The sequence below is a fragment of the Coriobacteriia bacterium genome (assembly GCA_016649875.1).
Lineage (GTDB): Bacteria > Actinomycetota > Coriobacteriia > WRKU01 > JAENWW01 > JAENWW01.
This window is the reverse complement of the sequence record JAENWW010000002.1, coordinates 100,282-122,629: the sequence shown is the minus strand read 5'-3', so window position 1 is coordinate 122,629 and position 22,348 is coordinate 100,282. Positions and strand designations below refer to the sequence as shown.

The following is a 22,348-nucleotide window of genomic DNA, read 5'->3' as shown; positions in this document are numbered from 1 at the left end:
ACCGTAGCCCCAAGAACCGAGCCGGCTTTTACATTGTATCAAATTGCACGGTCAATATCACCGTACGCGCCACACACCGCGTCCAGTATCAAGACGGCGATATTTTGAAAGCCCTGCTTAGAGCCATGACCGAGTGTATTCGCAGGAATTTTAATCACAAAACTTCCACATGGGTCTTTTTCAACTAGAGGGGTAATCGATGCCATAAGGGCATCTTCTCGCTCCCCGAGTTCCACCAGTTGCAAATCGAGTTTGACCGAAGAACCGGTCTGTACAACCGAAGAAATGGCCGTCGTCGGCTGCGATGAGTCCTCTTCATATAAGGTGAAAGCGACGTGGTTTTCGTACGTCTCTTTCGCAGGTCCGATTGAGGATACCGACTCTCCCCATATCGTCGTGACACTCGCATCCTCATAGGACGCTTGCGCGAGGTTTTTAATCCGTCGAGCGACTTGATACGACATCGGGTCCTGTGCCGTGATGACGAGCGCCAGATGCGCTAAAACTTTATTTCGATGAGTCGATGTCGCCTGCGCCGATGAATGGGATACGACCTTCTTGCCTTCCCACATATGCTTAAGGCTGTTGAGCGTGGAAAATGTCTCACGCCCCACGACGCCGTCGGCGGGAAGGCCCATGTTGGATTGCAACTCTATGACCGCCCGTTCGGTATAGGTTCCGAATATGCCGTCGACATCTCCGCACGTAAAGCCGAGACTGTTAAGCGCGACTTGAAGAATTTCGACATCCCGTCCGTGAAACAAAGGATAGCGCAGATACAACATGCGATCCCCGAATGCAAATGTCGAATCGACGAGCATCGACCATGTGCACGAATCGACTTCGCCCGTCGCTTCGAGACCCATTGCAAGCTGAAATTTCATGAGCGTCTTCTCGGTGTCATTTAAGAAAACACCGTCGACGCCTGTTGTATCGAGCGAATATCCCACGTATATCAGCCTACGTTGTATGTCTTCAACCGCCGACCCGCGTGAGCCGTGTTTAATTACATTCATACACAAAATCTCCTTTTGCAGGCGTCAGTGTATCATGCTCGAGTCTCAAGTTGGATCATATGATGAAAACGTTATAACTTTGTCGCCAAAAAGTCTACGAACGCGCTTGCCGCACGGGCGAGTGTTCTCTTCGGCGTCACTAAATAAAAGGGTCGCGGCAAAGGGAGCTCCTCGCACTCGATCTCGACGATCGTTCGCAATGCAAGTGCGTTTGCGGCTACATAACGGCTGACGATGGCAATCCCGAGTCCACCTTCGACAGCATTGACGACCGCCTCGCCCGTTCCGAGTTCGACGAGGAAATGCAATGCTCCGTAGTCGATTGATTTTTTGACGAACAGAGCTTTCACCACTTGCTGGGTCCCCGAATCGGCACTTCGAGCGACCCAGGGGTATGAAGACAACTCTTTGAGACCCACTTCGCCGTCCTGCTTTGCCAACGGCGTATCCGGACCGGTGATGAGAATCAACTCGTCCGATCCCATCTGTTTGAATTTCACCGAGCTGCTTTTCGACAGTGCTCCGACCATGCCGATATCGGCATCTCTATCCTCGATGTGCTCGACCACTTCATTGGTATTCGTCACCGTCAGCCGTACGGTGACATCGGGATACTCACGCAAAAACTCGCCGAGGAGGTTCGGAATTATATAATCACCGGGCGTTGTGCTCAAAGCGATGTGCAGAGGGCCCGAAACCTCACCGGAAAGCGCATTGATCTCTGCACGCGCAGCTTGCGATTCCGACAACATTTCCCGTGCGTAAGGAACGAGGACTCTCCCGGCTTCCGTCAACTCGATTCGTCGATAACGTCTGTCGAGAAGTGACTGGTTGATATCCGATTCGAGATTTTGCACTTGCATCGTCACCGCCGGTTGGGAAACACCGAGCACGCGGGCGGCCGCGGAAAACGATCCCGCATCGACGACGGTTATGAATGTTTTAAGCTGTTGTATATTCATAAGAAAAACTTTCAGTGAGAAAACCGACGATAAGTTATTTCAATAGTATTCAATAGTATAAGTGTAATCTAATGATCGTGTTTGGCCTTGTTATACTTACAGAGGTTCGAAACTATCGGATTGTTACGCGAAAGCTTTATACTGAACTATATTCTCGGTACCTATCTTCGCTACGGAGCATGAATGTCACACATACATTTGCCGGACGGCATACTGCCGGTTTGGGTCTGGGTAACGGGATGGATTATCGCGCTCGCGTGGATTTTCATCGCGAACAGAATCGCATCATCGAAACCGGACATATTGAGAAAACTTCCGCTGCTCGCCGTGGTATCGGCGTTCATGCTCGTCGCCATGAGCTTGGAAATCGTCCCACTGGCCTATCATGTCAACTTAAGCGTATTGGCGGGCACACTCATCGGCCCGCTCCTGTCTCCGATTGCCGCTCTCATCATCGAAATCGTGTTGGCTTTCGTGGGGCATGGAGGCATAACCGTCGCCGGCATCAATCTCGTGCTCGGCGCACTGGAAATGACCATCGGTTCGCTTCTTTTTCGTGCATTCGTCAAACTGTTCGGCACGAAACACATCGGGCTCATCGGCGGAATCGTCACCGTGATCACCCTCGCAATTTCAACCACTCTGATGCTCGGCGTCGTTTCGACGATATCCGGGAGTATCCCGAGTCATGCGGGCGGAGTGGTCTCGTTGAAAGTATTTGCCAGAACAGTTTACGTGCTCGGTCCGATAGGCTGGCTCATCGAGGCGACATTGACCGGATTCATTCTGCGCTATATCGCGTCCGTCCGACCCAACTTGCTCACCGGAATCATGACCAAAGAGGGAGGCCGACATGAAAATCACAACGATTGATTACTGGGCGACCTCAAAAGACAGCTTTTTGCATAGACTTGCCCCGCCGCTGAAAGCGCTAGGACTCGTCTGTGTGATCACGGCGGTTGTACTGTTATGGAACCCCGTGGCTTTGGGCTGCATATTTCTCGCTCTCATACTCATCGCCGTGACGGCAAAACTCCCTCTCAAGCTCGTATTGACACTTTCCGCCTACCCGCTCATCTTCACAGTTTTGCTCGCACTGACCACAGAGCTCGGATCTTCTGCTTCGATTTCAATCATGCTCAAAGGCACGACCGCGGCATGTGCTTGCATTCTGCTCACCCTGACCACACCCTATCCGGTCATCTTCTCGATGACGCGACACATTCTTCCCCGTTTGGCGAACGATGCATTGCTGTTGACCTATCGCACTCTCTTCATCTTAGGCGATGAGCTCAGCAATCTCATGCGCGCAATCCGACTGCGCGGTGTGCTCGGCTGGAGGCACCCCCTCGAAGCTTTGCAGACTTTGGCATCCGCTCTCGGAAATCTGATGCTCTTTTCGGTCTCGCTCGCCGAAGCCGACTACGATATTTTGTACATGCGCGGATATGACGGTCACATAGTGCTGGGAGAAACCCCACCATCCGATGCGAGGTCGACCGCAGCGTCCGGTAATCGAAAGGAAGAATAAATCCATGGAAAGTTCCCCACAAAAACATGCGCACGCACTTCGAGGCGGTCCGCACCCAAACGACGTCGCCTACGTCAGTTGCATAAAACATTTTTATGAAGACGGAGCATCGGTTGAAATGTGTGGCCTGGACTTTTGCGCGCACAAAGGTGAACGGACGGTGTTGCTCGGACCCAACGGAGCCGGAAAGTCGACCTTACTCGAACACCTTCTCGGGCTCTTGCGACCGCAAGAAGGAACGGTTCGAGTATTCGGTCTCGATCCGACGAGACAGTGGCCCGAAATTCGTGAGCGAATCGGTGTCGTTTTACAAAATGTCGACCAACAGCTCATTATGCCGACCGTCTACGATGACATCGCTTTTTCGCTTCGCCAATATCATCGACCTCAAGACACGATCGATCCGGCCGTGCAACGCGTTGCGAAATTATTGGGGGTCGAAGCGCTGTTGCACCGAACGCCCCAAAGTTTGTCCGGAGGTGAAAAGCGTCGGGTGGCACTGGCCGGGGCACTCGCAATCGGACCTGAGCTGCTGATACTCGACGAGCCTTTCGAAGGTCTCGACTCAGTTGTGCGAAAAACCGTCGTCGATGTTTTGTGCAAACTCAAGAATCAAGGCGTCAGTATGGTTATGTCGACTCATGACATCGACTCGATCGGAGAAATAGCCGACTATTGTTATGTACTCGCGTCAGGCGGGGAAATCGTACTTGCAGGTACCCCCGACGAGATTTTCGAACACGTGGATATACTGCGGGAATCCCATATCCATCCCCCTATATTGGCGGAAATGTTCACCGAGCTTTCACGGCGAACAAAGACACCTTTTTCAGTGCCTTTGACGATTCCTCAAGCAGTGGAAGAGCTTGTGAAACACTTTCCGAAAGAATAAGCCACTTCTATTTTTTTCGTTCGATGAAATAATCGGCCATCGAAAACAAGATGCCCTTTGCCTTTGATTCCGGCAGCGCGATTTCAAGCTCTGCTTTTGCATCGGTGACAAGCTTATGGGCGTAATCGTCTGCATATGCGAGCGAACCGGCATCACGCATGATTTCGACTGCTTCGGCCTGAAGAACGGTATCTTTGGTGCGCGTCTCGAGAATCGTCAACAGGCGATCACTTCGTTCGGAGTGCTCAAGCGCATGAATCGCTATAAGCGTTCGCTTCCCCTCGGTGATGTCGAGGCGAAAATCTTTGCTCTTATCGGAACCGATCAGATTGATCAAATCATCTTGGATTTGGAATGCGAGACCGGCAGCCATCCCGAAAGTTCGCAAAGACTCGATGGTTTCCTCATCCGCACCACCGATTATCGCACCCACCGCCAAAGGTATGGCGCCCGAGTAGCTCGCCGTCTTATGACGTGCCATGAGCAGATAATCTTCGACCGACAAGTCGAAACGGTTGTCACGACCCCACCCGATATCGAGAGCTTGTCCCTCGATGGTACGAGTCGTCATATCTATGAGTTCTTGAAGCACCCGCAGTTTCGTCTCATTATCGAGCCGCTCATCGGAAAGGACCGAGCCTGTGACCAACGAAAGGGCCAAGTCCCCCGCATTTATCGCGAGCGCTTCGCCCTCTTTTATGTGCAAACACGGTTCGCCTCTGCGCGTGAGAGCGTCGTCTTCGATATCGTCATGGATGAGAGCAGCGGTATGGAAATGCTCGATTGCAGCACCGGAACGCTGAGCATTGACGGGGTTTCCGCCGACGGCCTCGCATGCGAGCTGACAGATGAGCGGGCGATGACGCTTACCTGAATTGGCACTATATTCTGCCAGCGGACCGTAAAGATAGCGGTTCATGTCGGCATTGGGCCGATTGGTGAAGTACGTCGCGATATGCTGATCGACCCGCTTGTGATTGGTTTTTAAAAAGCGCTCGAAGCTCGCCATCTGACCTACTCCTTTTGTTCCTCGACATCACAGCACCCACCTGCATGTCGACGATTAAATCTCTGCAGAAATACTTCCTAATGGTAACAGACAGCCACCCTTTAGCGAGTGGCGATAAGGCGTTCGGTTCCGCCTCCCGGCACCCTTTTGAACCTTAAGTTCCGGAAAGCTCCCGAACACCTTTATCGATATAGGCACCGAGCTTATTGAAACGATGCTTATATACGAGCAATATCGCTGCCGTCGAACTGAACAGCGATGCGGCGGTGACCATGAAAAGGATGATTATTTGGTACGGAGCGGCAACGCCAGGCGCCGTTCCCGCGAGAATCTGCCCCGACATCATTCCCGGGATGAACACGACCCCGGCAGTTGCAAGAGTGTTTATGCTCGGAATCAAACCGGCGATGAGAGAGGATCGAATCGACGCATCGGCCGCCTCGCGCGGAGTGGCCCCCAATGCCACGAGCCCGCGAATCTCATCGTTACGTGCATCGAGATCACGAAACACCCGCTCGAGCGCAATGGCGACACTCGCCATCGAGTTGCCGAGAACCATGCCGGCCACAGGGATAACATACCTCGGCAAATACCACGGATGCACTTGCACGATAAGACCGGTGACGGTGAAGGTGATGAGTACGCACACGCCGAAAAGCACCGCGAACGTCGCGCGCATGATTTTGCCCGGCACCTCGCCGACGCGCCTCGACACGGTGACGGCTGCGACACCGGACATAATGAGCAGCACCGCGATGACCATGAGTCCGCTATCGAGATGAAACAGCCATGACAGCACATAGCCGAGAAGGAGCACTTGCACATAGCTTCTGACCGCCGCCCATGCCAGTCGCTTGCCCAGCCCGAATCTCATAACCCAAATGACCACAATCGAAGCAACGATGAACACCGAGGCAAGGCCGAGTTGCCATGGAGCGATATGAATGATTCCCGAACTATTCATGGGGTACTGTCTCACTGCAAGAAATATCGTCTGCATACGCTACATTCCCGGGCGAAGACACGCTCTCGAGAACGCCGGCGCATCCGTCTTCGAACGTACAACGATACGATGCGCGCCCATCATCGATTTTATGTCGAACCCGCAACACCGCTCCGCCTTGCCGAGAAAATGCAGTGACCAGTCCGCCTATCGCCCGCGTCGAGTCGACATCCAGAGCGGCGTCGACCTCATCGAGCAAAAGGACTTTAGGAGAGGTGAGCAAGGTACGGATGAATGCAATACGCGCTTGTTGACCGACGGATAGCTTAAAAACCGATCGCTCGAGCGATATATCGCACAAATCGGCTCGGTCGAGTAATTCTCGCATTTCTTCAAAGGAAGGTTGCTTGTGCTCTCTTCGTACTTTCAACGTCCAAGGGAGCAATAAATTCGTTTGTACCGACCCCTCGATCAAGGTAGGCTTTTGCTGAACGAGAGCGACGAGGCTGCGCCACTCAGTCGGCGCAAATGAAGAGACTCGTCGCCCGTCGAGGATAAGGTCTCCGCTACGATAGGGGACGAGAAGAGCAAGGGCATGCAAAAAGGTGGACTTTCCGGCGCCACTCGGTCCGACGATATCGACTATTTGTGAACTTTCAAGCGTAAGGGAGACATCGTCGACGGCGAGAAACGTACCCTCGTCACCGACCAACTCGACTGTTATGTGCTCGACTTGAAACATCACTCTCGTTACATCTGAACCGATATCACTATCGATGTCAGTCCGCTCTTATCTTTTGAGATGGTAATGGCGGCTTCGAGGGAGCCTTTAGTCGCCGAGATTGCCGTCGATGTTCCGTCTCCTCCGAGACTTCTGGCATCCCAACCGGCGTTTTGCAGTCCTTTTCCGTAGCCGTACACGACTTTGCTGTAGCTCGCCGTGGTCGTCATATTGAGTTCATATACATTGAACTGCCCTTTGTCGGTATGCTTCGAACTGACGACCGTCGCACCGCTCCAAAGGGGGAGGCTTTCCGGATAGCCTGCTTTCATCTCTCCGTTGACGGTCGCTCCGACCTCAGCCACCTGTGAAGCGTCCGCCGCATTCGCAGTGCTTTTTTTCGCGGAACATCCGCTCAGCACCGCAGTGCCTGTGCCCATCAACACGATACACACAAGAACGACCACATATCTACGCTTCACGTTTGCTCCGAATAATGACACCTAGGGGTAGTGCATAAAGATGGTGGCGGAACCGTGTGCGAATCGAACACACCCGAGAAGTTCTTCACCCCTCACGACGGCTTTGAAGGCCGCGTCGCCCACCAGGACGAATCCGGCTCCGAGTTTACAAGCTTTACCATTGTGGGAATAATCACGCCCATTGTCAAACGAGAATTCTCCCATTGCCGATTCGACGCGTAACACCCTGCGAATCGAAGTACTCGAGAAGCGGAATGGCATACTTCCTGCTCAAACCCATTGCAGCGCACAATTCCGAGGCAGATACGGGTGCCTCGGCAGTCGCATCTCGCAGTGCCTTCTTCACGATTTCTTCAGCTTTTGAGACATCTCCGGGCAAAAAATGCAAATCCCCCGCGAGGCGGATGAGTCCCCCTTCGGAGGCGATTCGTCCGAGAATGCGACCGACGAACTTTGAATCCGCCCCCAGCGCTCTCGCCAGTTCAGCGGTCGTTTCGACTTCCAACCCCCGGTGCCCGATACGAGCGAGCGCCTGTCGTGCAATCTCATCTTCGAGCGCATGGATATTCGACGCGGCCCCGGAATGGCTGATTCGACCGGCGACAAGTTCGATTTCCGGCGCTTCGGCGGCGATTTCGGCGAATGCCGCAAAAACCTCCGGTGTCATCCGCGTATCGACTCGGTCTTTGAGCATCGGAAGGGAGAAAGCATGCTCAGAAGGATACCTGTCGTAGAGCGCGAGAAGCTCGGTCTTTATCGCTGCGGCGACATGGTCGTATACGAGAGGATCGACGAACAGCGTCTCTTTGGCGACTTTGATGCGCGCTGCGTTCGAAGTATTGAGCGCAGTTGCAACGCGGCTCCGCTCGCATCCGAGCAGCCCGGCAATCATCGCACTGCTCAGGGGTTCCTTTTTGACGACGAGGAGTTCGCATGCGGCCTTTTCGTAATCTCGACTCGCAAGCGCCTCGAGCAAGTCGTGCTCATCGGCAGAGATTCGCGTACGCTTTGCAGGAGACGCATCGAGGACGACGCCTCCTCCGATGGTGAAAACCGGTGAAAAGCTTCGAATGATGAAATGGTCGAGATAAACGGGAGCTATCGGTTTTTCCAAACGTATCTGAGCGAAGACGCTCCGGTTCGGCCGGATCGACTTTTCGTCGAAGAAAAAAATCTGGCCGACAGTTGCGACGGTTCCATGATGGACGTGAACACGAGTCCCGCTCTTCAACGGCTTGGTGTCGCTTTCCGAGGACTCGGAGCCGATGTAGGTAAAGATTGCGTTGAAGATATTCGTTTCGCGAAGCGCACCCCGCGTGGCAAGCATGTCGCCCCGAGATACCTCGGACTTATCGATATTCGATAGATTGAGTGCGACACGCATTCCGGCCAACGCTTGTTCTACATCGACGTTATGGACTTGGATACCGCGCACGCGGACTTTCTTGTGTGCGGACACCTCTTCCAGCTCATCGCCGAGCACTATCGCCCCCGACCATAACGTGCCCGTCACGACCGTCCCGGCCCCCGAGATGGTGAAAACGCGATCGATCGGAAGCCGAGCGACGGACGTATTGTTTGTCCGTCCCCGCTCAGCAATCTTTTCGGCAGTGTCGTCGAGTGCGCTTAGCAACGCCTCGATGCCGCGTCCGGTCGTCGATGAAACGCGAACGACGGGCGACCCTTCGAGAAGAGTTCCCTCTAAAAGGGTTTCTATATCCATTTCGACGAGATCGGCCCAGTCCGCCTCGACCCTATCGATTTTAGTCAATGCGACGACCGCATGTTCCACACCGAGCAAATTGAGAATGGCCGCATGCTCACGCGTTTGCACCATGATTCCGTCATCGGCAGCGATTACCAGCAATGCGACATCGATTCCGGCGGCACCGGAAACCATGTGGCGCACGAACTTCTCATGTCCGGGAACATCGACGACGCCGAAGTGCACACCTTTCGGTGTCACCAACTCGGCGAAACCGAGTTCGATGGTGATGCCTCGCTCTTTTTCTTCGGCGAGGCGATCGGGGTCCACGCCCGTCAAAGCCTTTATCAAAGTTGATTTTCCGTGGTCGATATGACCGGCGGTGCCCAGAATCAGCGGCGCAGTATTTTGCATAGTTGCTCCACGACGACAGATGCATCATCAGACACGAACGTACGCGGATCGATGAGCAATCTCTCATCGTTTATACGCGCGACGATGGGAACCGGCGAATCGATACGCAAGAGACGCTCGACTTCAGTGGCGGAAACGTCTTCGAATCTCAACGAGAGTACAGCGGTCGGAATGTCGGCCAAAGGCAGCGACCCTCCGCCGGCGCGAGCGATATCGACATCGACGGAAATATCCACAGTGCCGAGTAGACCTTCTTTTCTCAAAGCTTCGAGGAGAGACTCGGCGAGTCCGTTCGCACGTGTCTTGCACTCTTCGAGATCCATCGTCAAAGCGTGAAGCGTGGGAATTTCTTCAACCGCCCTGTCTTCATCGCGATAAATCATCAACGTGGCTTCCAGCGCGGCCAAGGTCATCTTATCGAGACGAAGCACGCGGGCGAGAGGGTGGGCTTTCAACCGGGCAATCGCCTCAGATTTGCCGACGATGATACCTGCCTGGGGACCCCCGAGAAGCTTATCTCCCGAAAAAGTCACGATGCTCGCCCCTGCTTTCACCGATTCGGAAACCGTCGGTTCATAGGGCAAACCGTACTTTCTCAAATCGAGCAAAACACCGGACCCTTGGTCCTCCATAACCGGAATGTCATGTTTCGCACCGAGGTCCACAAGCTCGGCGAGTTCGACTTCCGAAGTGAATCCGATCACGCGGTAATTGGACGAATGGACCTTGAGATACAAACCTGTTTTCTCATTGGTCGCATTTTCGTAGTCTTTAAGATGCGTTTTGTTCGTCGCTCCCACTTCCACCATGTGCGCACCGGACTCCGCCATGATGTCGGGAACACGAAACGAACCGCCGATTTCGACGAGTTGCCCCCGAGAAACGATTGCCTCCCGGCCACGTGAAAAACAAGCGATACACATCATGACCGCCGCCGCATTGTTGTTGACCGCAAGAGCCGCCTCAGCTCCGGTGAGCTCGCAAAGAAGAGACTCTACATGATCATGGCGTGAGCCGCGGACGCCTCTTTCATAGTTGTATTCCAATGTCGAATAATGCGAGGCTACCTCTTGCACCGCTTCGGCGGCCGAATCGGCCAAAATGCTCCGTCCCAAATTCGTGTGAATGATTATACCCGTTGCATTGATGACTCTTCGCAACGAAGGTTGCATACGAATATGTGCACTTGAGATGGTATCCGCCACCACTTCGGCAAGTGACACCGGTTCTGCTCGCGACCCGGTGGCGATGGCAGATCGCATATTTTCTATCGCAGTACGTGCCGAAGTAAGCACCACCGAGCGCGGAACCGCCGGTAGCAGCGCGGCGACTTGTTCCGCGGAGAGAACTTCATCGACCTTGGGCAATGATCTGAAAAGGTCTTGTGTGGTGATGTTTGTTTTCATACTTGCATTGTAGCGTATGTATCCCTGAATCGCGCCTGCGGCTTCAACAAACGGACCCGAAACGAGGCGCTCTTTTAAGAGATTACAATCGAGTCCTCGGCCGTCATGAGCGCTGCGACGGTATCGGGCATCTTTCCCGCCTCACCGACCATCAGTTGCTCACGGATTCCGAAAAAGTCGAGACACGTTCCACAGGCTTTTATCTTCACGCCTCGCGCTTCAACGGCCCTGAGCTCATCGAGGACTTCGGAGCCCTCACACGCCAACTTAACGCCTGCATTCATGAGAGCGAGAACTTCGGGCACCTCTTCCCCCTGCCCCAAACAAGTCAAAAAAACACGTGTGAGAATCGCGCCGAGCTCATCGTTCCCCTTGCCGATTGCGTCTGTTGCAAGCACCATGAATTTTTTCATACCGCCTCCTTTTTGAAAGTGCTGATAGTTATTATAATAATAATTGATATTTGAGAAATATTTCGAGCTAATTAATGGTGATTTTGCCCGGAGTTCCGTGCTCGAACGTTCCGACGACTGCGCATATCGCATCCGAATCGATACGGATGAGATTGTCGTAATACGTTTCAACCTGGTTTTGAGGCATTGCAATCATAAGCCCGCCGCTTGTTTGAGGATCACAGAGAATTTGCATCCACGTGCGGCGCTCCTCCTGAGAATAACTTTCGGCCGACCAGGATAAAAACTCTCGGGTCCAAGCGATGATATCCGCCGTGCGACCCGGAACCACATTCCCGGTTGAAAGTTCATAGACCTGCTCGAGTAGAGGTATGCACTCCGTCTCAATGTGGGCGGCCACACCGCTCGCCTCCGCCATTTCGTGCAGATGACCGGCGAGTCCGAACCCGGTGATGTCGGTAAGGGCATGGACATCGACTCCCTCGAGAGCCTCGCATGCGTATTTATTGAGTTTGGCCATGGATTCGATTGCCTCGTGGGCGGTTGTCTCGTCGGCCACACCGCGCTTAATGGCTGTTCCCCATAGACCGGTGCCAAGCGCCTTGGTGACGACGATTGCGTCAGCCTCACGCGCTCCCTTGTTACGAAGCACCTTGAGAGGATTCACGACTCCGAAGACCGAGAGACCGTACTTCGGTTCTTTATCGTCTATCGTGTGTCCGCCGACGACGACTGCACCGGCTTCCGCGACTTTCTCGGCGCCGCCCCGCACCACTTCGCCGACGATGTCGGGACCCAAAGAACACGGAAACGCAATCATGTTCAACGCGGTGAGCGGTTTGCCTCCCATGGCGTATATGTCCGAAAGCGCGTTGGCCGCGGTGATGCGGCCGAAGTCATAGGGGTCATCGACAATCGGCGTGAAAAAGTCAATCGTCATCAAGCCGGCGATGTCGTCGGTTAGCTTGTAGACAGCCGCATCGTCGCTTGTTTCGAACCCGAGCATGAGATTGTCGCTCTGTCCGGGATCGATTTTATCCAGCACCGCTTTGAGATCCGCCGGACCCCACTTCGCTGCTCAACCGGCTTTGCTCGACATTTGAGTCAGGCGTATTTTTTTTGCTTCATCCATGATTTTGATTATATCCGCAATTCACGGTATCGATTCGAAAAACAGCCGCTCAATCTCGAAAAGATCAAGCGACGTGGTTTTGCAGTGGTAGGGGTGGTGGGATTCGAACCCACACTGTAAGGATTTTAAGTCCTCTTTCTCTGCCGTTGGAATACACCCCCATGCAGTTTTCATGACGTGCGGACGACAATCCGCACACACGCCACGCAATTCACACTTTTCTAGAATAAATCAACACTCAAAATTATGCCATAGAGAATGTCGTAATCGCTAATGGTAAGCATCGAAAGGCGCGAAATCTCCAATACCTGTTCTATTATCAGACATCCGGCCAATATCACCGAAGCTCTTTTCGGTTCGAGCCCCGGCATAGCTTCGCGCTCTTTTTGCGTTTTTGCGCAAAGTTGCTCGATACTATGCGATAAATCCTCGCGCGTTATGACCTTCCCGTGAACGAAAAGAGGATCATAGTCCGCCATCTCATATTTCATGGTCACCAACGTGGTCGCAGTCCCCGCCACCGCGACGAGCTCGCGCGGAGCATGAGGCAACTTCAAGAAATATTCACCGGCGATTTTTTTGATGTAAGTCCGAATGTCTGCAAGTTCTTCCGGTGATACCGGGTCATGACGGATGAACATATCGGTGAGACGACGGGAGCCGATATCCATCGACTGTGCGATGACGGCATCGTTTTCACCGGCTCGAAAAATGAATTCAGTCGAACCTCCGCCGGGATCGATGACGAGGAGATCGTCGCCCCGTCTCCGGTAGGTCGCACCGCGAAAGGAGAGTCTCGCCTCCGTTTGTCCGGAAATGATATGAGGCTCGATGCCGCAGGCGCGCAAGCCGACTTTGAACGCCTCGCCGTTATGTGCGTCGCGAGCCGCACTCGTGGCGGTGCAGATGATCTTGTCGACTTTGCTCTCTGAAATTTTCACCACAAAACGCCGCACTGCTTCATACACGTTTTGCATACCGGTATCACTTAACGCCCCACTCTGAGATAGGCGTGAGCCGAGTTGTGTGATTTCGATATCGCGAACGACCTCGCCGATCACGCCCTCATACACATCGGCGATGAGCAGACGCGCCGTAACGGTGCCGATATCGATTGCAGCTATGCGCATGGTTCTCCCCCTTTGCATGATTCGTTCCCTTCGAAGCGCAATTCTTCAAGAATTTCATTTCCGATAGGATCATGGAGACCCGCCAAGGCATAGGCCACATGGATGTGCAGACATTTCACGCCGTAGATATTGCGTTGCCCGGCCAAACCGACATCTTCGCACACATCATCGTCTTGACCTGAGCTGCGGCATTCAAGAAGACGCACTTCTCGAACTTCCGTATCGAGTCGCTCGAGACAGCTGCGAAGATTCTCCTCACTCGAAACGCGAGCAGCCCACCGGGAAACTCCGCCCTCCGCCTCGATTCGAGAGATTTTTCGAACCAAATGGGGACAGGACAAATACGCCCAGTTCGGAAATCTGTCTCCGTCATCGAGCAACGAGGGGGAAACGATTACTTGGGGAAACTCGAAACGGCAGGTCTTCACGACACGCCACGGCAATCGCGGCGACCGTCCGAGTTGGCGTGAAACAATACTATTTAATCTGGAAGAGTGCATCTAAAAACGGAGTCCATATGCCGAAGGGTTTTGCCGTAACTTCAAGTTCTTGTATTTGCTTCTCGCGTGATTGTTCCGAAACGGTCACTCTTTTCCCACCCTGAAGAACCACCACCATATGATCGCCTTTTTTTACCAGTCCGAGTTGGCTACGGGCGTAATCCTCTGTGCCCTCCGTGGTTTCAAGCGAGACAATTTCTTGTTTTACGGTCACGTTATACTGCTGAACTGCCACGAGTTGCTCGCGCAAAACACGCTCCTGGCGAGCCTCCCGATACAAAATTTTGAGAGGGGCATAATACATGAAGCCGATTGCAGCAAGAATCGCCAAGCTCGCCAAAGGAATCAAAACGCGTTTACGCGCGAAAAATGAAATGCCCGCTTTTTGCGCAGTTGAATCCGCTTTAGTTTTACCGCGTCGACGCGGTGTATCCGACATCGATCAATCCGTCTTCGGAATAAGCATGAGTTGTACTCCATCGTCGACTCTGCGAACGGTTACTTCATCTCGCGCGATTCGATGCGCAGCGGTGCGGAGATTACCATAGAGGCGATTGAGCCCGAGCGGTTCGGTGGCGATGAGTACCGCCCTGTCTCCTCCGGCGACGAAGTAGCGCACAAGCCGAGTCGCCGCCCCCCGAGGAACGGGATAGGGAACGTGGATCGTGCGAGCTTCGAGTTCCCACACACCGTCGAGACGCAAGTCGCGATAAGGACCGACTTTTTCAATCACCAACAATACGGCTCGTTTCATATCATGAATCGATATCTTTTCACTTTCGATGTAAAACTCGGTGCGGACTTGGAAACCCTCGATAGCACAGGCGCGCGAAAGATACGCCCAATCAAGCGAGCCGTCATCCGGTAAAACGACGAGTACCTTTCCGGCTACGAGAGGAGCGATTTCGTTGACGAGCGCAAGCAACCCCGCCCCCCGCCGTGCGGGAAAGGACACTAAAGCGACATCGAAGTGAGCATCCCCGGGAAGATTTTCGGTAAATCCCTCGAAAATCGTCAAGTTCTCGCCGTCACCGAGCGCCTGCAAATCACTGACGAACAGAGGAGACGGCTCGAGTGCGGTGATTCGCGCACCGCATTTGAGCAACCCTTTCGTCAGATGCCCGGGGCCAGGGTCGACCTCGAGCACTTCGATACCTGCGTGTACATAAGGAGCAAGGCCCGAGATGAGCTTTCGAGACAACACGTGTTCGCCGAAAGCCGACCCCTCGTGAATCGCCGCACGTTCACGCCGATCGAGTAACGATTCGAGCGTTGCACCGAAACGAGCATCAGGGGTCAGGAATTTCATAGGAATGTCCTCGCTGGTTCTTTACGCCTTGATATTGTAAAAGGCCTCGAGTCCCGGATAGACGGCTGATTCTCCGAGTTCCTCTTCGATTCTCAGAAGCTGGTTGTACTTCGCGACACGGTCGCTGCGCGCCGGCGCACCCGTTTTGATCTGGCCCGCATTCGTGGCGACTGCCAAATCGGCAATCGTCGTGTCTTCCGTTTCTCCCGAACGGTGCGAGATGATGCACGCATAGCCGGCTTGCTTCGCCGTCTCAATGGCTTCGAGCGTTTCGGTGAGCGTACCGATTTGGTTGACCTTTATGAGGATTGCGTTTGCAACACCGAGCGAAATGCCTTTCTTGAGACGTTCGGTGTTGGTGACGAACAAATCGTCGCCGACGAGTTGGACTCGAGCGCCCAGACGATCGGTCAGCAACTTCCAACCGTCCCAGTCTTCTTCATCCATACCGTCTTCAATTGAAATAATCGGATAGCGATTGCAAAGGTCTTCCCAAAAATCGACCATTTCAGCCGAGCTGAGTTCACGACCCTCACCCTTGAGCATATACACTTTCCGCTCTGCATCATAAATTTCTGAAGCCGCAGGATCGAGCGCGAAACGAATATCCGTTCCCAGCTCATAACCGGCCGTCTCAACCGCCTCGACGATTGCTTGCAAAGCAGCTTCGTTAGAATCGAGATCGGGGGCGAATCCGCCTTCATCACCGACGGCGGTCGAAAGACCGCGAGCCTTGAGAACGCTCTTGAGCGTATGATAAATCTCCGTGCACCAACGAAGCCCTTCCGCAAACGTCGGAGCTCCGACCGGCATGATCATGAACTCTTGCAAATCGACATTGTTGTCGGCGTGGGCCCCTCCGTTCATGATGTTCATCATGGGGACGGGAATTTTTGAAGCATTGACCCCACCGAGGTAACTGTAAAGGGTCAATTCCGTCGATTGCGCCGCCGCTTTTGCAGCGGCGAGGGATACGCCGAGAATGGCGTTTGCCCCAAAGTTGCTTTTATTGGGAGTACCGTCGGCTTCGATGAGAATCGCATCGACGAGACGCTGATCGCTCGCATCGATTCCGATAAGCTCCTCGGCAATCGGACCGTTGACGTTATCCACGGCGGTGAGCACGCCTTTGCCTAAATAGCGCCCTTTATCACCATCGCGAAGTTCAACGGCCTCAAACGCTCCGGTAGAAGCTCCCGAGGGAACTGCAGCACGGCCCATGCACTCATCGTCGAGAACGACCTCGACTTCGAGTGTCGGGTTGCCGCGTGAATCCAAAATTTCGCGTGCGTAAACATCGATTATGTCGCTCATGCCCGTCTCTCCTCTTGTCCTTTGTTCCCCAAATGGATTTTTGCTTGTTGCCAAAACTTTTCTTGCTCTTCGACCGGACATTCATCCAGCGTTTTGTTTTCCTGCGCCGCAAATCTCTCCATATGTTGCCAACGCTCGATGAACTTACGACAGGTGGAGCGTAGCGCCATCTCCGGATCGATAGCATACTTTCGCGCAAGATTAACTACCGTAAACAGTATATCGCCTAGTTCTTCGGATGCCTCGTCCGTTCCGGGTTCCGTTTCACAAAATTCAACGATTTCCTCATCGATTTTGTCGATGACGCCTCCGACCGTCGGCCACTCAAAACCTGCATGAACCGCCTTTTTCGAAATATCGGCGGCGAGCTTTAAGGCAGACAGGGAAAAAGCGACATCGTCGAATAAGCCGGCCGGCACATCGGCGGACGCTTTTTCGCCGCGCTTTATCGCCGCCCACAACACAGCGACATCTTCCTCATTATTTATTTCGCCGATACCGTCCATTCCATGGGCGATTTCAGACGTTCCGTCGCCGAATACGTGCGGATGTCTTCGTATGATTTTTTCTTGCACCGACTCGATGACGTCGGATATATCGAATTCTTGTTCATCGGCGGCGATTCGAGCCTGCAGCACCACCTGCAAAAGCACGTCGCCGAGTTCCTCTTTGAGCGCATCGGGAGTTTTCTTCTCGATGGCATCGACCGCCTCATACGCTTCTTCGAGCATATTCGGAGCTATTGAGATATGCGTTTGTTTTGCATCCCAAGGACATCCGCCGGGAGCCCGCAAAACCGCAATGGTATCGACGAATTCCGCAAAAATGGCGCCGGGATCATCAGCGCCATTTTGATTGTTCACAGGAGACATACCCATCATTTTACTTGGTCGACAGTGTAGCGGCACTTGCACTGCCGCTTGTGGAGGCAGCAGATTTCGCTTTTTTCGCCACGGGGTCGAGAATCTCGATTTTTGCCGAAGATCTCAACTTTTTAACGAGCGTACTGTTCGCTGATTGGCGTTTGGAGGAGAGAAGCGTTTGTACAACGGTTTCTTTTGCGGCCTTGAAGCTTTCTTGCCCGGCTTTACGGGTATCGGTCACTTTGATTATGTGCCATCCGAAGGAGCTCTTCACAAGCCCCGACATTTCGCCTTTCCCGAGCTTGTCGACGGCATTTTGAAATTCAGTCGCGTATGACTGCGTCGGCCAACCGAGATCTCCGCCGTTTTGCGCACTTGCGGTATCGGTCGAATACTCCTTGGCCATGGCGGCGAAATTCGCACCTTCCTGAAGCTGCTCGAGTACTTTCTTCGCGGTCGCTTCGTCTTTGGCGGCGAATAGAATATGCGACGAACGCTTTGCCGCATCGACTTTGAACTTGGTTTTATTGCTGTTGTAATAGGCGAGCGCCTCTTTATCGGTGACAGAGGACACCGGAACGAGTTTGGCAAGAATCGCGTTCGACATGAGCTCCCACTTTACTTCAGCCTGAATCGTATCGAGCGTGTATCCGGCACTTTTCAGCGCTGCCTCGAACTGCGCATCATCGCTATAGCCCGCTTTCAAACTTGCGAGATTTTGCGCCACCACGGCATCGGTGACGGTGATATTTTGTTTCTTCGCCTCTTCCGTGAGCAACTCTTGGTCGACCAACTCATCAAGAAGTGTGGAACGAATCGTCCCTTCACTCGTGCCCGAGCCCGATTTGAAAATCGAAGGTTGTTGAATTTTGAGTTTTGCCACTTCGGCATCGAGCGCCACCGTGGTAATCGGCGTGCCGTTGACTTTCGCGGCGTTCTTGCCGGAATCCGAACACCCGACCAACACACCGGAAAGCAAGGTGACACAGAGAACGGCAACTAGCACATGTGAAGTCGGTCCGTTTTTTTGCATTAACTCTCCCTAAAGCAATTCAAAATTATACCGAATGAAATAAAACGGCGAATCGCATCGCAAAATATAATCAGTTCGAAGCATCAAATAATATAGCACCTACCAGCATGCGCGTTGCCTTTACCACACTCTCTCCATAAGGAATCTTCCATCGAAACATCTTTCGCCTATCATCGTAGAGCGCACCGATGGAACGCAATTCAGCCAAGACATTTTCGTCCGGTTTTGGCATACGCACCTGAATATGCGGTCCGACCACCGTCACCGCGTCCGCTTTGATTTCCGCACAAATCACTTTGATACGCGTCATATCGAACAAATTTTGCGTTTCGACAGGAGGTGTTCCGTGTGCATCGACCATCGCCTGGTAAAGTTTGTCGATACCTTCTTTCGTCGCCAAACCTGCAATGCGTCTGTACAAAACGACGCGCTCGAAGACATCTTCGATGTATTCCTCGGGGATAAACGCCGCTTCGGGCAAATCGACGCGAATCTCCGAAAACACCGGGGCAGCTTCGCCGCGAGCCGCGGCCACCGCCTCAGATATCATACCGGCGAACAAATCGAAACCGACGGCACTGAGCTGGCCGGATTGTTCGGCGCCGATAATCGAGCCGGCACCGCGAATTTCCAAATCCCGCATGGCGATTCTGATACCACTTCCGAGCCCGTCGTTTTCTGCTATTGCCATGAGCCTCTCGATTGCCGTTTGGCTCATTTCGACTCCCAGAGGATACAAAAAATAGGCGAAAGCATGCACATGGCTTCTGCCGACACGTCCTTTAAGCTGGTACAGCTGCGAGAGACCGAGCATGTGGGCGTTTTCGATAACGAGCGTATTCGAGTGTGGGTTATCGATTCCCGATTCGACGATGGTGGTGGCTATGAGCACGTCGATCTCATTGGCGGCGAATTGTTCCATCACTTCTTCGAGTTGGTGTTCAGACATCTGCCCGTGGGCGACGCCGATACGGGCCTCGGGAGCCGCCTTCCTCACGCGCTCGACTGCCGCCTCGATTGTTTTGACACGGTTCGAAACGTAATAGACTTGTCCGTTGCGGGAAAGTTCATTTCGAATGGCGTGTGAAACGACGTCTTCATCCCACTCTCCCACGTGCACCTTCACCGGATACCGATTCGCCGGAGGAGTGTCGATGACACTCATATCGCGCACACCGGATAGCGACATCTGCAACGTGCGCGGAATCGGCGTCGCACTCATGGCGAACACATCGATGTTCGCCCGCATGTTTTTCAACTTCTCCTTGTGTTCGACTCCGAAGCGCTGTTCCTCATCTATGATGAGGAGCCCGAGGTCGTAAGGACTGATATCTTTTGAAAGGAGGCGATGCGTACCGACCAGCACTTTGACGGTGCCTTCGGCGAACTTTTCGACGGCGACGCGCTGCTGGGCCGAAGAACGAAATCTCGAAAGTACCTCCACCTCGATCCCGAAGGGAGCGAAACGCTCCGAAAAGGTCGTGTAATGTTGCTGGGCCAAAATGGTGGTCGGACATAAAATCATCACCTGCTTGCCGTCTTGAACCGCTTTGAACGTAGCGCGAATCGCAACCTCGGTCTTACCGTAACCGACATCGCCGCACACCAGACGATCCATCGGCTTGCTCGACTCCATATCCGCCTTGACATCGGCTATCGCCTCGAGCTGGTCGGGGGTCTCCTCGTAAGGAAACAGCGCCTCCATCTCCGCCTGCCATACGGTATCCTCGCTGAATGCGTACCCTTCGACCTGGCTTCTTCTCGCGTAGAGGTCCACGAGATCGATGGCGAGCTTCTTGGCGGCTGCGCGGGCGCGGGCGGTTGCCTTCGTCCACGACTTCGTGCCGAGTCGCGTGACTTTCGGGGTGCCCCCGTCGGATCCGACGTATTTTGTGACACGATCGATCTGGTCGATCGGTGTGTAGAGCGTATCTCCACCCGCATACTGCAAATGAAGATAATCACGTTCGACGCCGTCGACGATGCGCCTGGTTACTTCTTTGAACAATGCAATGCCGTATGAAGAATGAACGATGTAATCGCCCGGCTTGAAAGGGAACGTGAGCTTGGTGATATCGATATCTTGTCGTTTCTGTATTTTTTTAACCGCACGCGGAAACGCATCACTTTGGGCTATGACGGCGATTCCGGCATCCGGCACGATGAACCCCACCACGGCATCGTGATCGATGAGCTTCACCGAACGGGCTTTGTCACCGACGGGAATCCCTTCGAACACCAGCAGCTCCCCCACGCGTTCGCGAATACGGCGATTCGGCAGACAGAGCGTCACCGAATAACCCGACTGCAGGTAATTTCGAACGGCGGTCACGAGCCGTGCATCGCTTCCGGCGACATCGGGACGTTTGGCGAGAAGAGATACGTCGGCATGCATCGTGTTGAGTGTGGACATCCATGTGAGGCGCCCGCAAGAACCGAAATTCAGTTCCGCCGGCCCCAAGAACAATCCCGACAAGAGTTGCTTTGATTCGAAAGCGTTTTTGAAATTCGCTTTCATCGCAAGAGCGTTATATTCCTCATAGGCCCGCATGGAGACATCGAAAAGGATACGCGGCTCCAAGACTGCGACGCTTGCTTGCGCAGGTAAATACTCGGCGGCCGAGCCCACCCTTTTCACGAGCAGCGGCAAATATCCTTCCATTTCATTGAAGGCGATGCGTTGTGCGATCAGGTCTCGATGGTAAGCGACCATCGGATTGAGAAACGCCGCCTTTTCGAGTGCCATGGTCGCCTCCGCGATCACCTCACCGGTGAGGGAAATCTCGCGCAGGGGATACAGCACGACGTCGCCGGTCGAGCCGAGCGTTTGGCCCGAACCCGGCACCAGTCGCTTCACCGACTCGAGCACATCTCCGAAAAACTCGACACGGACGCTTTGGGTACCGATGGCCGGATGTATATCGAGAACATCTCCGCGCAACGCGAACATTCCTTCATCCGTCGCATAGTCTGCACGGGTATAGCCCATTTCGACGAGTCGTGCCACAACTTCGAGGATATCGATTTCAAGACCGACGGAAAGCTCGAGAGGAGCGAAGAACTCGGGATGGTCGAGCGGAACGGATCTCATGAGCGCTTGCACCGACGCCACGACGACCGCCTCGCGATCGGTCGAGAGGAAATGAAGCGCCCGGACACGACGAGTGACGAGACCGAGCTTAGGCGCTTTATCTTGCCAAGGGAAATCATCGCGCAGAGCCAAGTGGGCCAGCTCATCACCGTCGAAGTACGCCGCGAGGCTTCCGAGCATGGTATCGGCGGCCTCTTCGCTTTCGGTAACGACCAAAATCGTGCGCGGGCGCATCCGAAATTGCGTGAAAATGTACGCCGCCCGAATTATCGTCGGGGTGGCGAGAGAAATATCGTTGCCGGCCGCAAGTTCATTCTCGGTCTCTTTGAATTCGGGCAAACCGCTCAAAGCGGCGACAACGGTATTGGCCAATTGCTTGTTATAACTCATACAGACCTTTCAAATGCGTACCTCTGTAATAGTATAAACTGTGCGTACGTGCGAAAGGAAAAGATGACGAACTATCCTCAACCGACCAGCCG

Annotated in this window: 21 protein-coding genes and 2 tRNA genes; 3 read left to right on the top strand and 20 right to left on the bottom strand. The window is 53.7% G+C overall.

Going from position 1 to position 22,348, the window contains the following annotated elements; genetic code table 11:
• Nucleotides 1–38: 38 nt before the first annotated feature.
• On the bottom strand, nucleotides 39–1,016 hold the full coding sequence (locus JJE36_01655) for a peptidoglycan-binding protein (GenBank protein MBK5211022.1): 978 nt from the start codon (nucleotides 1,014–1,016) through the stop codon (nucleotides 39–41).
• Between the two features lie 71 nt (nucleotides 1,017–1,087).
• On the bottom strand, nucleotides 1,088–1,978 hold the full coding sequence (locus JJE36_01650) for a LysR family transcriptional regulator (GenBank protein MBK5211021.1): 891 nt from the start codon (nucleotides 1,976–1,978) through the stop codon (nucleotides 1,088–1,090).
• 183 nt (nucleotides 1,979–2,161) lie between these two features.
• Between JJE36_01650 and JJE36_01645 the strand changes: the two genes are divergently transcribed.
• The 3 genes from JJE36_01645 to JJE36_01635 are packed head-to-tail and all read left to right on the top strand — an operon-like array spanning nucleotide 2,162 to nucleotide 4,401.
• A complete protein-coding gene (locus JJE36_01645) occupies nucleotides 2,162–2,851 on the top strand; it encodes an energy-coupling factor ABC transporter permease (protein ID MBK5211020.1) in 690 nt (229 codons plus the stop codon).
• Complete coding sequence (locus JJE36_01640; protein MBK5211019.1) at nucleotides 2,832–3,509, top strand: energy-coupling factor transporter transmembrane protein EcfT; 678 nt, start codon at nucleotides 2,832–2,834, stop codon at nucleotides 3,507–3,509. Before JJE36_01645 ends, JJE36_01640 begins: the two co-directional genes overlap by 20 nt.
• Nucleotides 3,510–3,513: 4 nt before the next feature.
• A complete protein-coding gene (locus JJE36_01635) occupies nucleotides 3,514–4,401 on the top strand; it encodes an ABC transporter ATP-binding protein (GenBank protein MBK5211018.1) in 888 nt (295 codons plus the stop codon).
• A 7-nt stretch (nucleotides 4,402–4,408) separates the two neighbouring features.
• Here the strand turns inward: JJE36_01635 and JJE36_01630 are convergent, their stop codons facing one another.
• The 18 genes from JJE36_01630 to mfd all read right to left on the bottom strand — a co-directional run bounded on the left by JJE36_01630 (nucleotide 4,409) and on the right by mfd (nucleotide 22,256).
• A complete protein-coding gene (locus JJE36_01630) occupies nucleotides 4,409–5,410 on the bottom strand; it encodes a polyprenyl synthetase family protein (GenBank protein ID MBK5211017.1) in 1,002 nt (333 codons plus the stop codon).
• 154 nt (nucleotides 5,411–5,564) lie between these two features.
• Nucleotides 5,565–6,374, bottom strand: coding sequence for an iron export ABC transporter permease subunit FetB (gene fetB / locus JJE36_01625; GenBank protein MBK5211016.1), 810 nt, complete (start codon nucleotides 6,372–6,374; stop codon nucleotides 5,565–5,567).
• A complete protein-coding gene (locus JJE36_01620; protein ID MBK5211015.1) occupies nucleotides 6,367–7,098 on the bottom strand; it encodes an ATP-binding cassette domain-containing protein in 732 nt (243 codons plus the stop codon). The genes fetB and JJE36_01620 overlap by 8 nt, the downstream gene beginning before the upstream one ends.
• 5 nt (nucleotides 7,099–7,103) lie before the next feature.
• Nucleotides 7,104–7,556 (bottom strand): hypothetical protein, encoded by a 453-nt coding sequence (locus JJE36_01615; GenBank protein ID MBK5211014.1) that lies wholly within the window; start codon nucleotides 7,554–7,556, stop codon nucleotides 7,104–7,106.
• Between the two features lie 44 nt (nucleotides 7,557–7,600).
• Nucleotides 7,601–7,697, bottom strand: a tRNA-Sec gene (locus tag JJE36_01610).
• 43 nt (nucleotides 7,698–7,740) lie between these two features.
• Complete coding sequence (gene selB, locus JJE36_01605) at nucleotides 7,741–9,675, bottom strand: selenocysteine-specific translation elongation factor (protein MBK5211013.1); 1,935 nt, start codon at nucleotides 9,673–9,675, stop codon at nucleotides 7,741–7,743.
• Entirely contained in the window at nucleotides 9,654–11,069 is a 1,416-nt protein-coding gene (locus JJE36_01600) for an L-seryl-tRNA(Sec) selenium transferase (protein MBK5211012.1), read from the bottom strand. The genes selB and JJE36_01600 overlap by 22 nt, the downstream gene beginning before the upstream one ends.
• A gap of 86 nt (nucleotides 11,070–11,155) precedes the next feature.
• Complete coding sequence (gene yedF, locus JJE36_01595; GenBank protein ID MBK5211011.1) at nucleotides 11,156–11,494, bottom strand: sulfurtransferase-like selenium metabolism protein YedF; 339 nt, start codon at nucleotides 11,492–11,494, stop codon at nucleotides 11,156–11,158.
• 67 nt (nucleotides 11,495–11,561) lie between these two features.
• The gene (gene selD, locus JJE36_01590) at nucleotides 11,562–12,539 is read right to left on the bottom strand and encodes a selenide, water dikinase SelD (GenBank protein ID MBK5211010.1); all 978 of its coding nucleotides are present in this window, start codon (nucleotides 12,537–12,539) and stop codon (nucleotides 11,562–11,564) included.
• A 172-nt stretch (nucleotides 12,540–12,711) separates the two neighbouring features.
• A tRNA-Leu gene (locus JJE36_01585) sits at nucleotides 12,712–12,787 on the bottom strand.
• Between the two features lie 60 nt (nucleotides 12,788–12,847).
• The gene (locus JJE36_01580; protein MBK5211009.1) at nucleotides 12,848–13,756 is read right to left on the bottom strand and encodes a Ppx/GppA family phosphatase; all 909 of its coding nucleotides are present in this window, start codon (nucleotides 13,754–13,756) and stop codon (nucleotides 12,848–12,850) included.
• Nucleotides 13,747–14,184: a DUF501 domain-containing protein gene (locus JJE36_01575; protein ID MBK5211008.1), complete on the bottom strand. Its 438-nt coding sequence runs from the start codon at nucleotides 14,182–14,184 to the stop codon at nucleotides 13,747–13,749. The genes JJE36_01580 and JJE36_01575 overlap by 10 nt, the downstream gene beginning before the upstream one ends.
• Before the next feature lie 49 nt (nucleotides 14,185–14,233).
• A complete protein-coding gene (locus JJE36_01570; GenBank protein ID MBK5211007.1) occupies nucleotides 14,234–14,695 on the bottom strand; it encodes a septum formation initiator family protein in 462 nt (153 codons plus the stop codon).
• 3 nt (nucleotides 14,696–14,698) lie between these two features.
• Complete coding sequence (locus JJE36_01565) at nucleotides 14,699–15,565, bottom strand: hypothetical protein (GenBank protein MBK5211006.1); 867 nt, start codon at nucleotides 15,563–15,565, stop codon at nucleotides 14,699–14,701.
• A gap of 21 nt (nucleotides 15,566–15,586) precedes the next feature.
• Nucleotides 15,587–16,879, bottom strand: coding sequence for a phosphopyruvate hydratase (gene eno / locus JJE36_01560; protein ID MBK5211005.1), 1,293 nt, complete (start codon nucleotides 16,877–16,879; stop codon nucleotides 15,587–15,589).
• Nucleotides 16,876–17,751 (bottom strand): nucleoside triphosphate pyrophosphohydrolase, encoded by an 876-nt coding sequence (mazG, locus tag JJE36_01555; GenBank protein ID MBK5211004.1) that lies wholly within the window; start codon nucleotides 17,749–17,751, stop codon nucleotides 16,876–16,878. Before mazG ends, eno begins: the two co-directional genes overlap by 4 nt.
• Before the next feature lie 10 nt (nucleotides 17,752–17,761).
• Entirely contained in the window at nucleotides 17,762–18,775 is a 1,014-nt protein-coding gene (locus JJE36_01550; GenBank protein MBK5211003.1) for a peptidylprolyl isomerase, read from the bottom strand.
• Between the two features lie 70 nt (nucleotides 18,776–18,845).
• A complete protein-coding gene (gene mfd, locus JJE36_01545) occupies nucleotides 18,846–22,256 on the bottom strand; it encodes a transcription-repair coupling factor (GenBank protein ID MBK5211002.1) in 3,411 nt (1,136 codons plus the stop codon).
• Nucleotides 22,257–22,348: the final 92 nt, after the last annotated feature.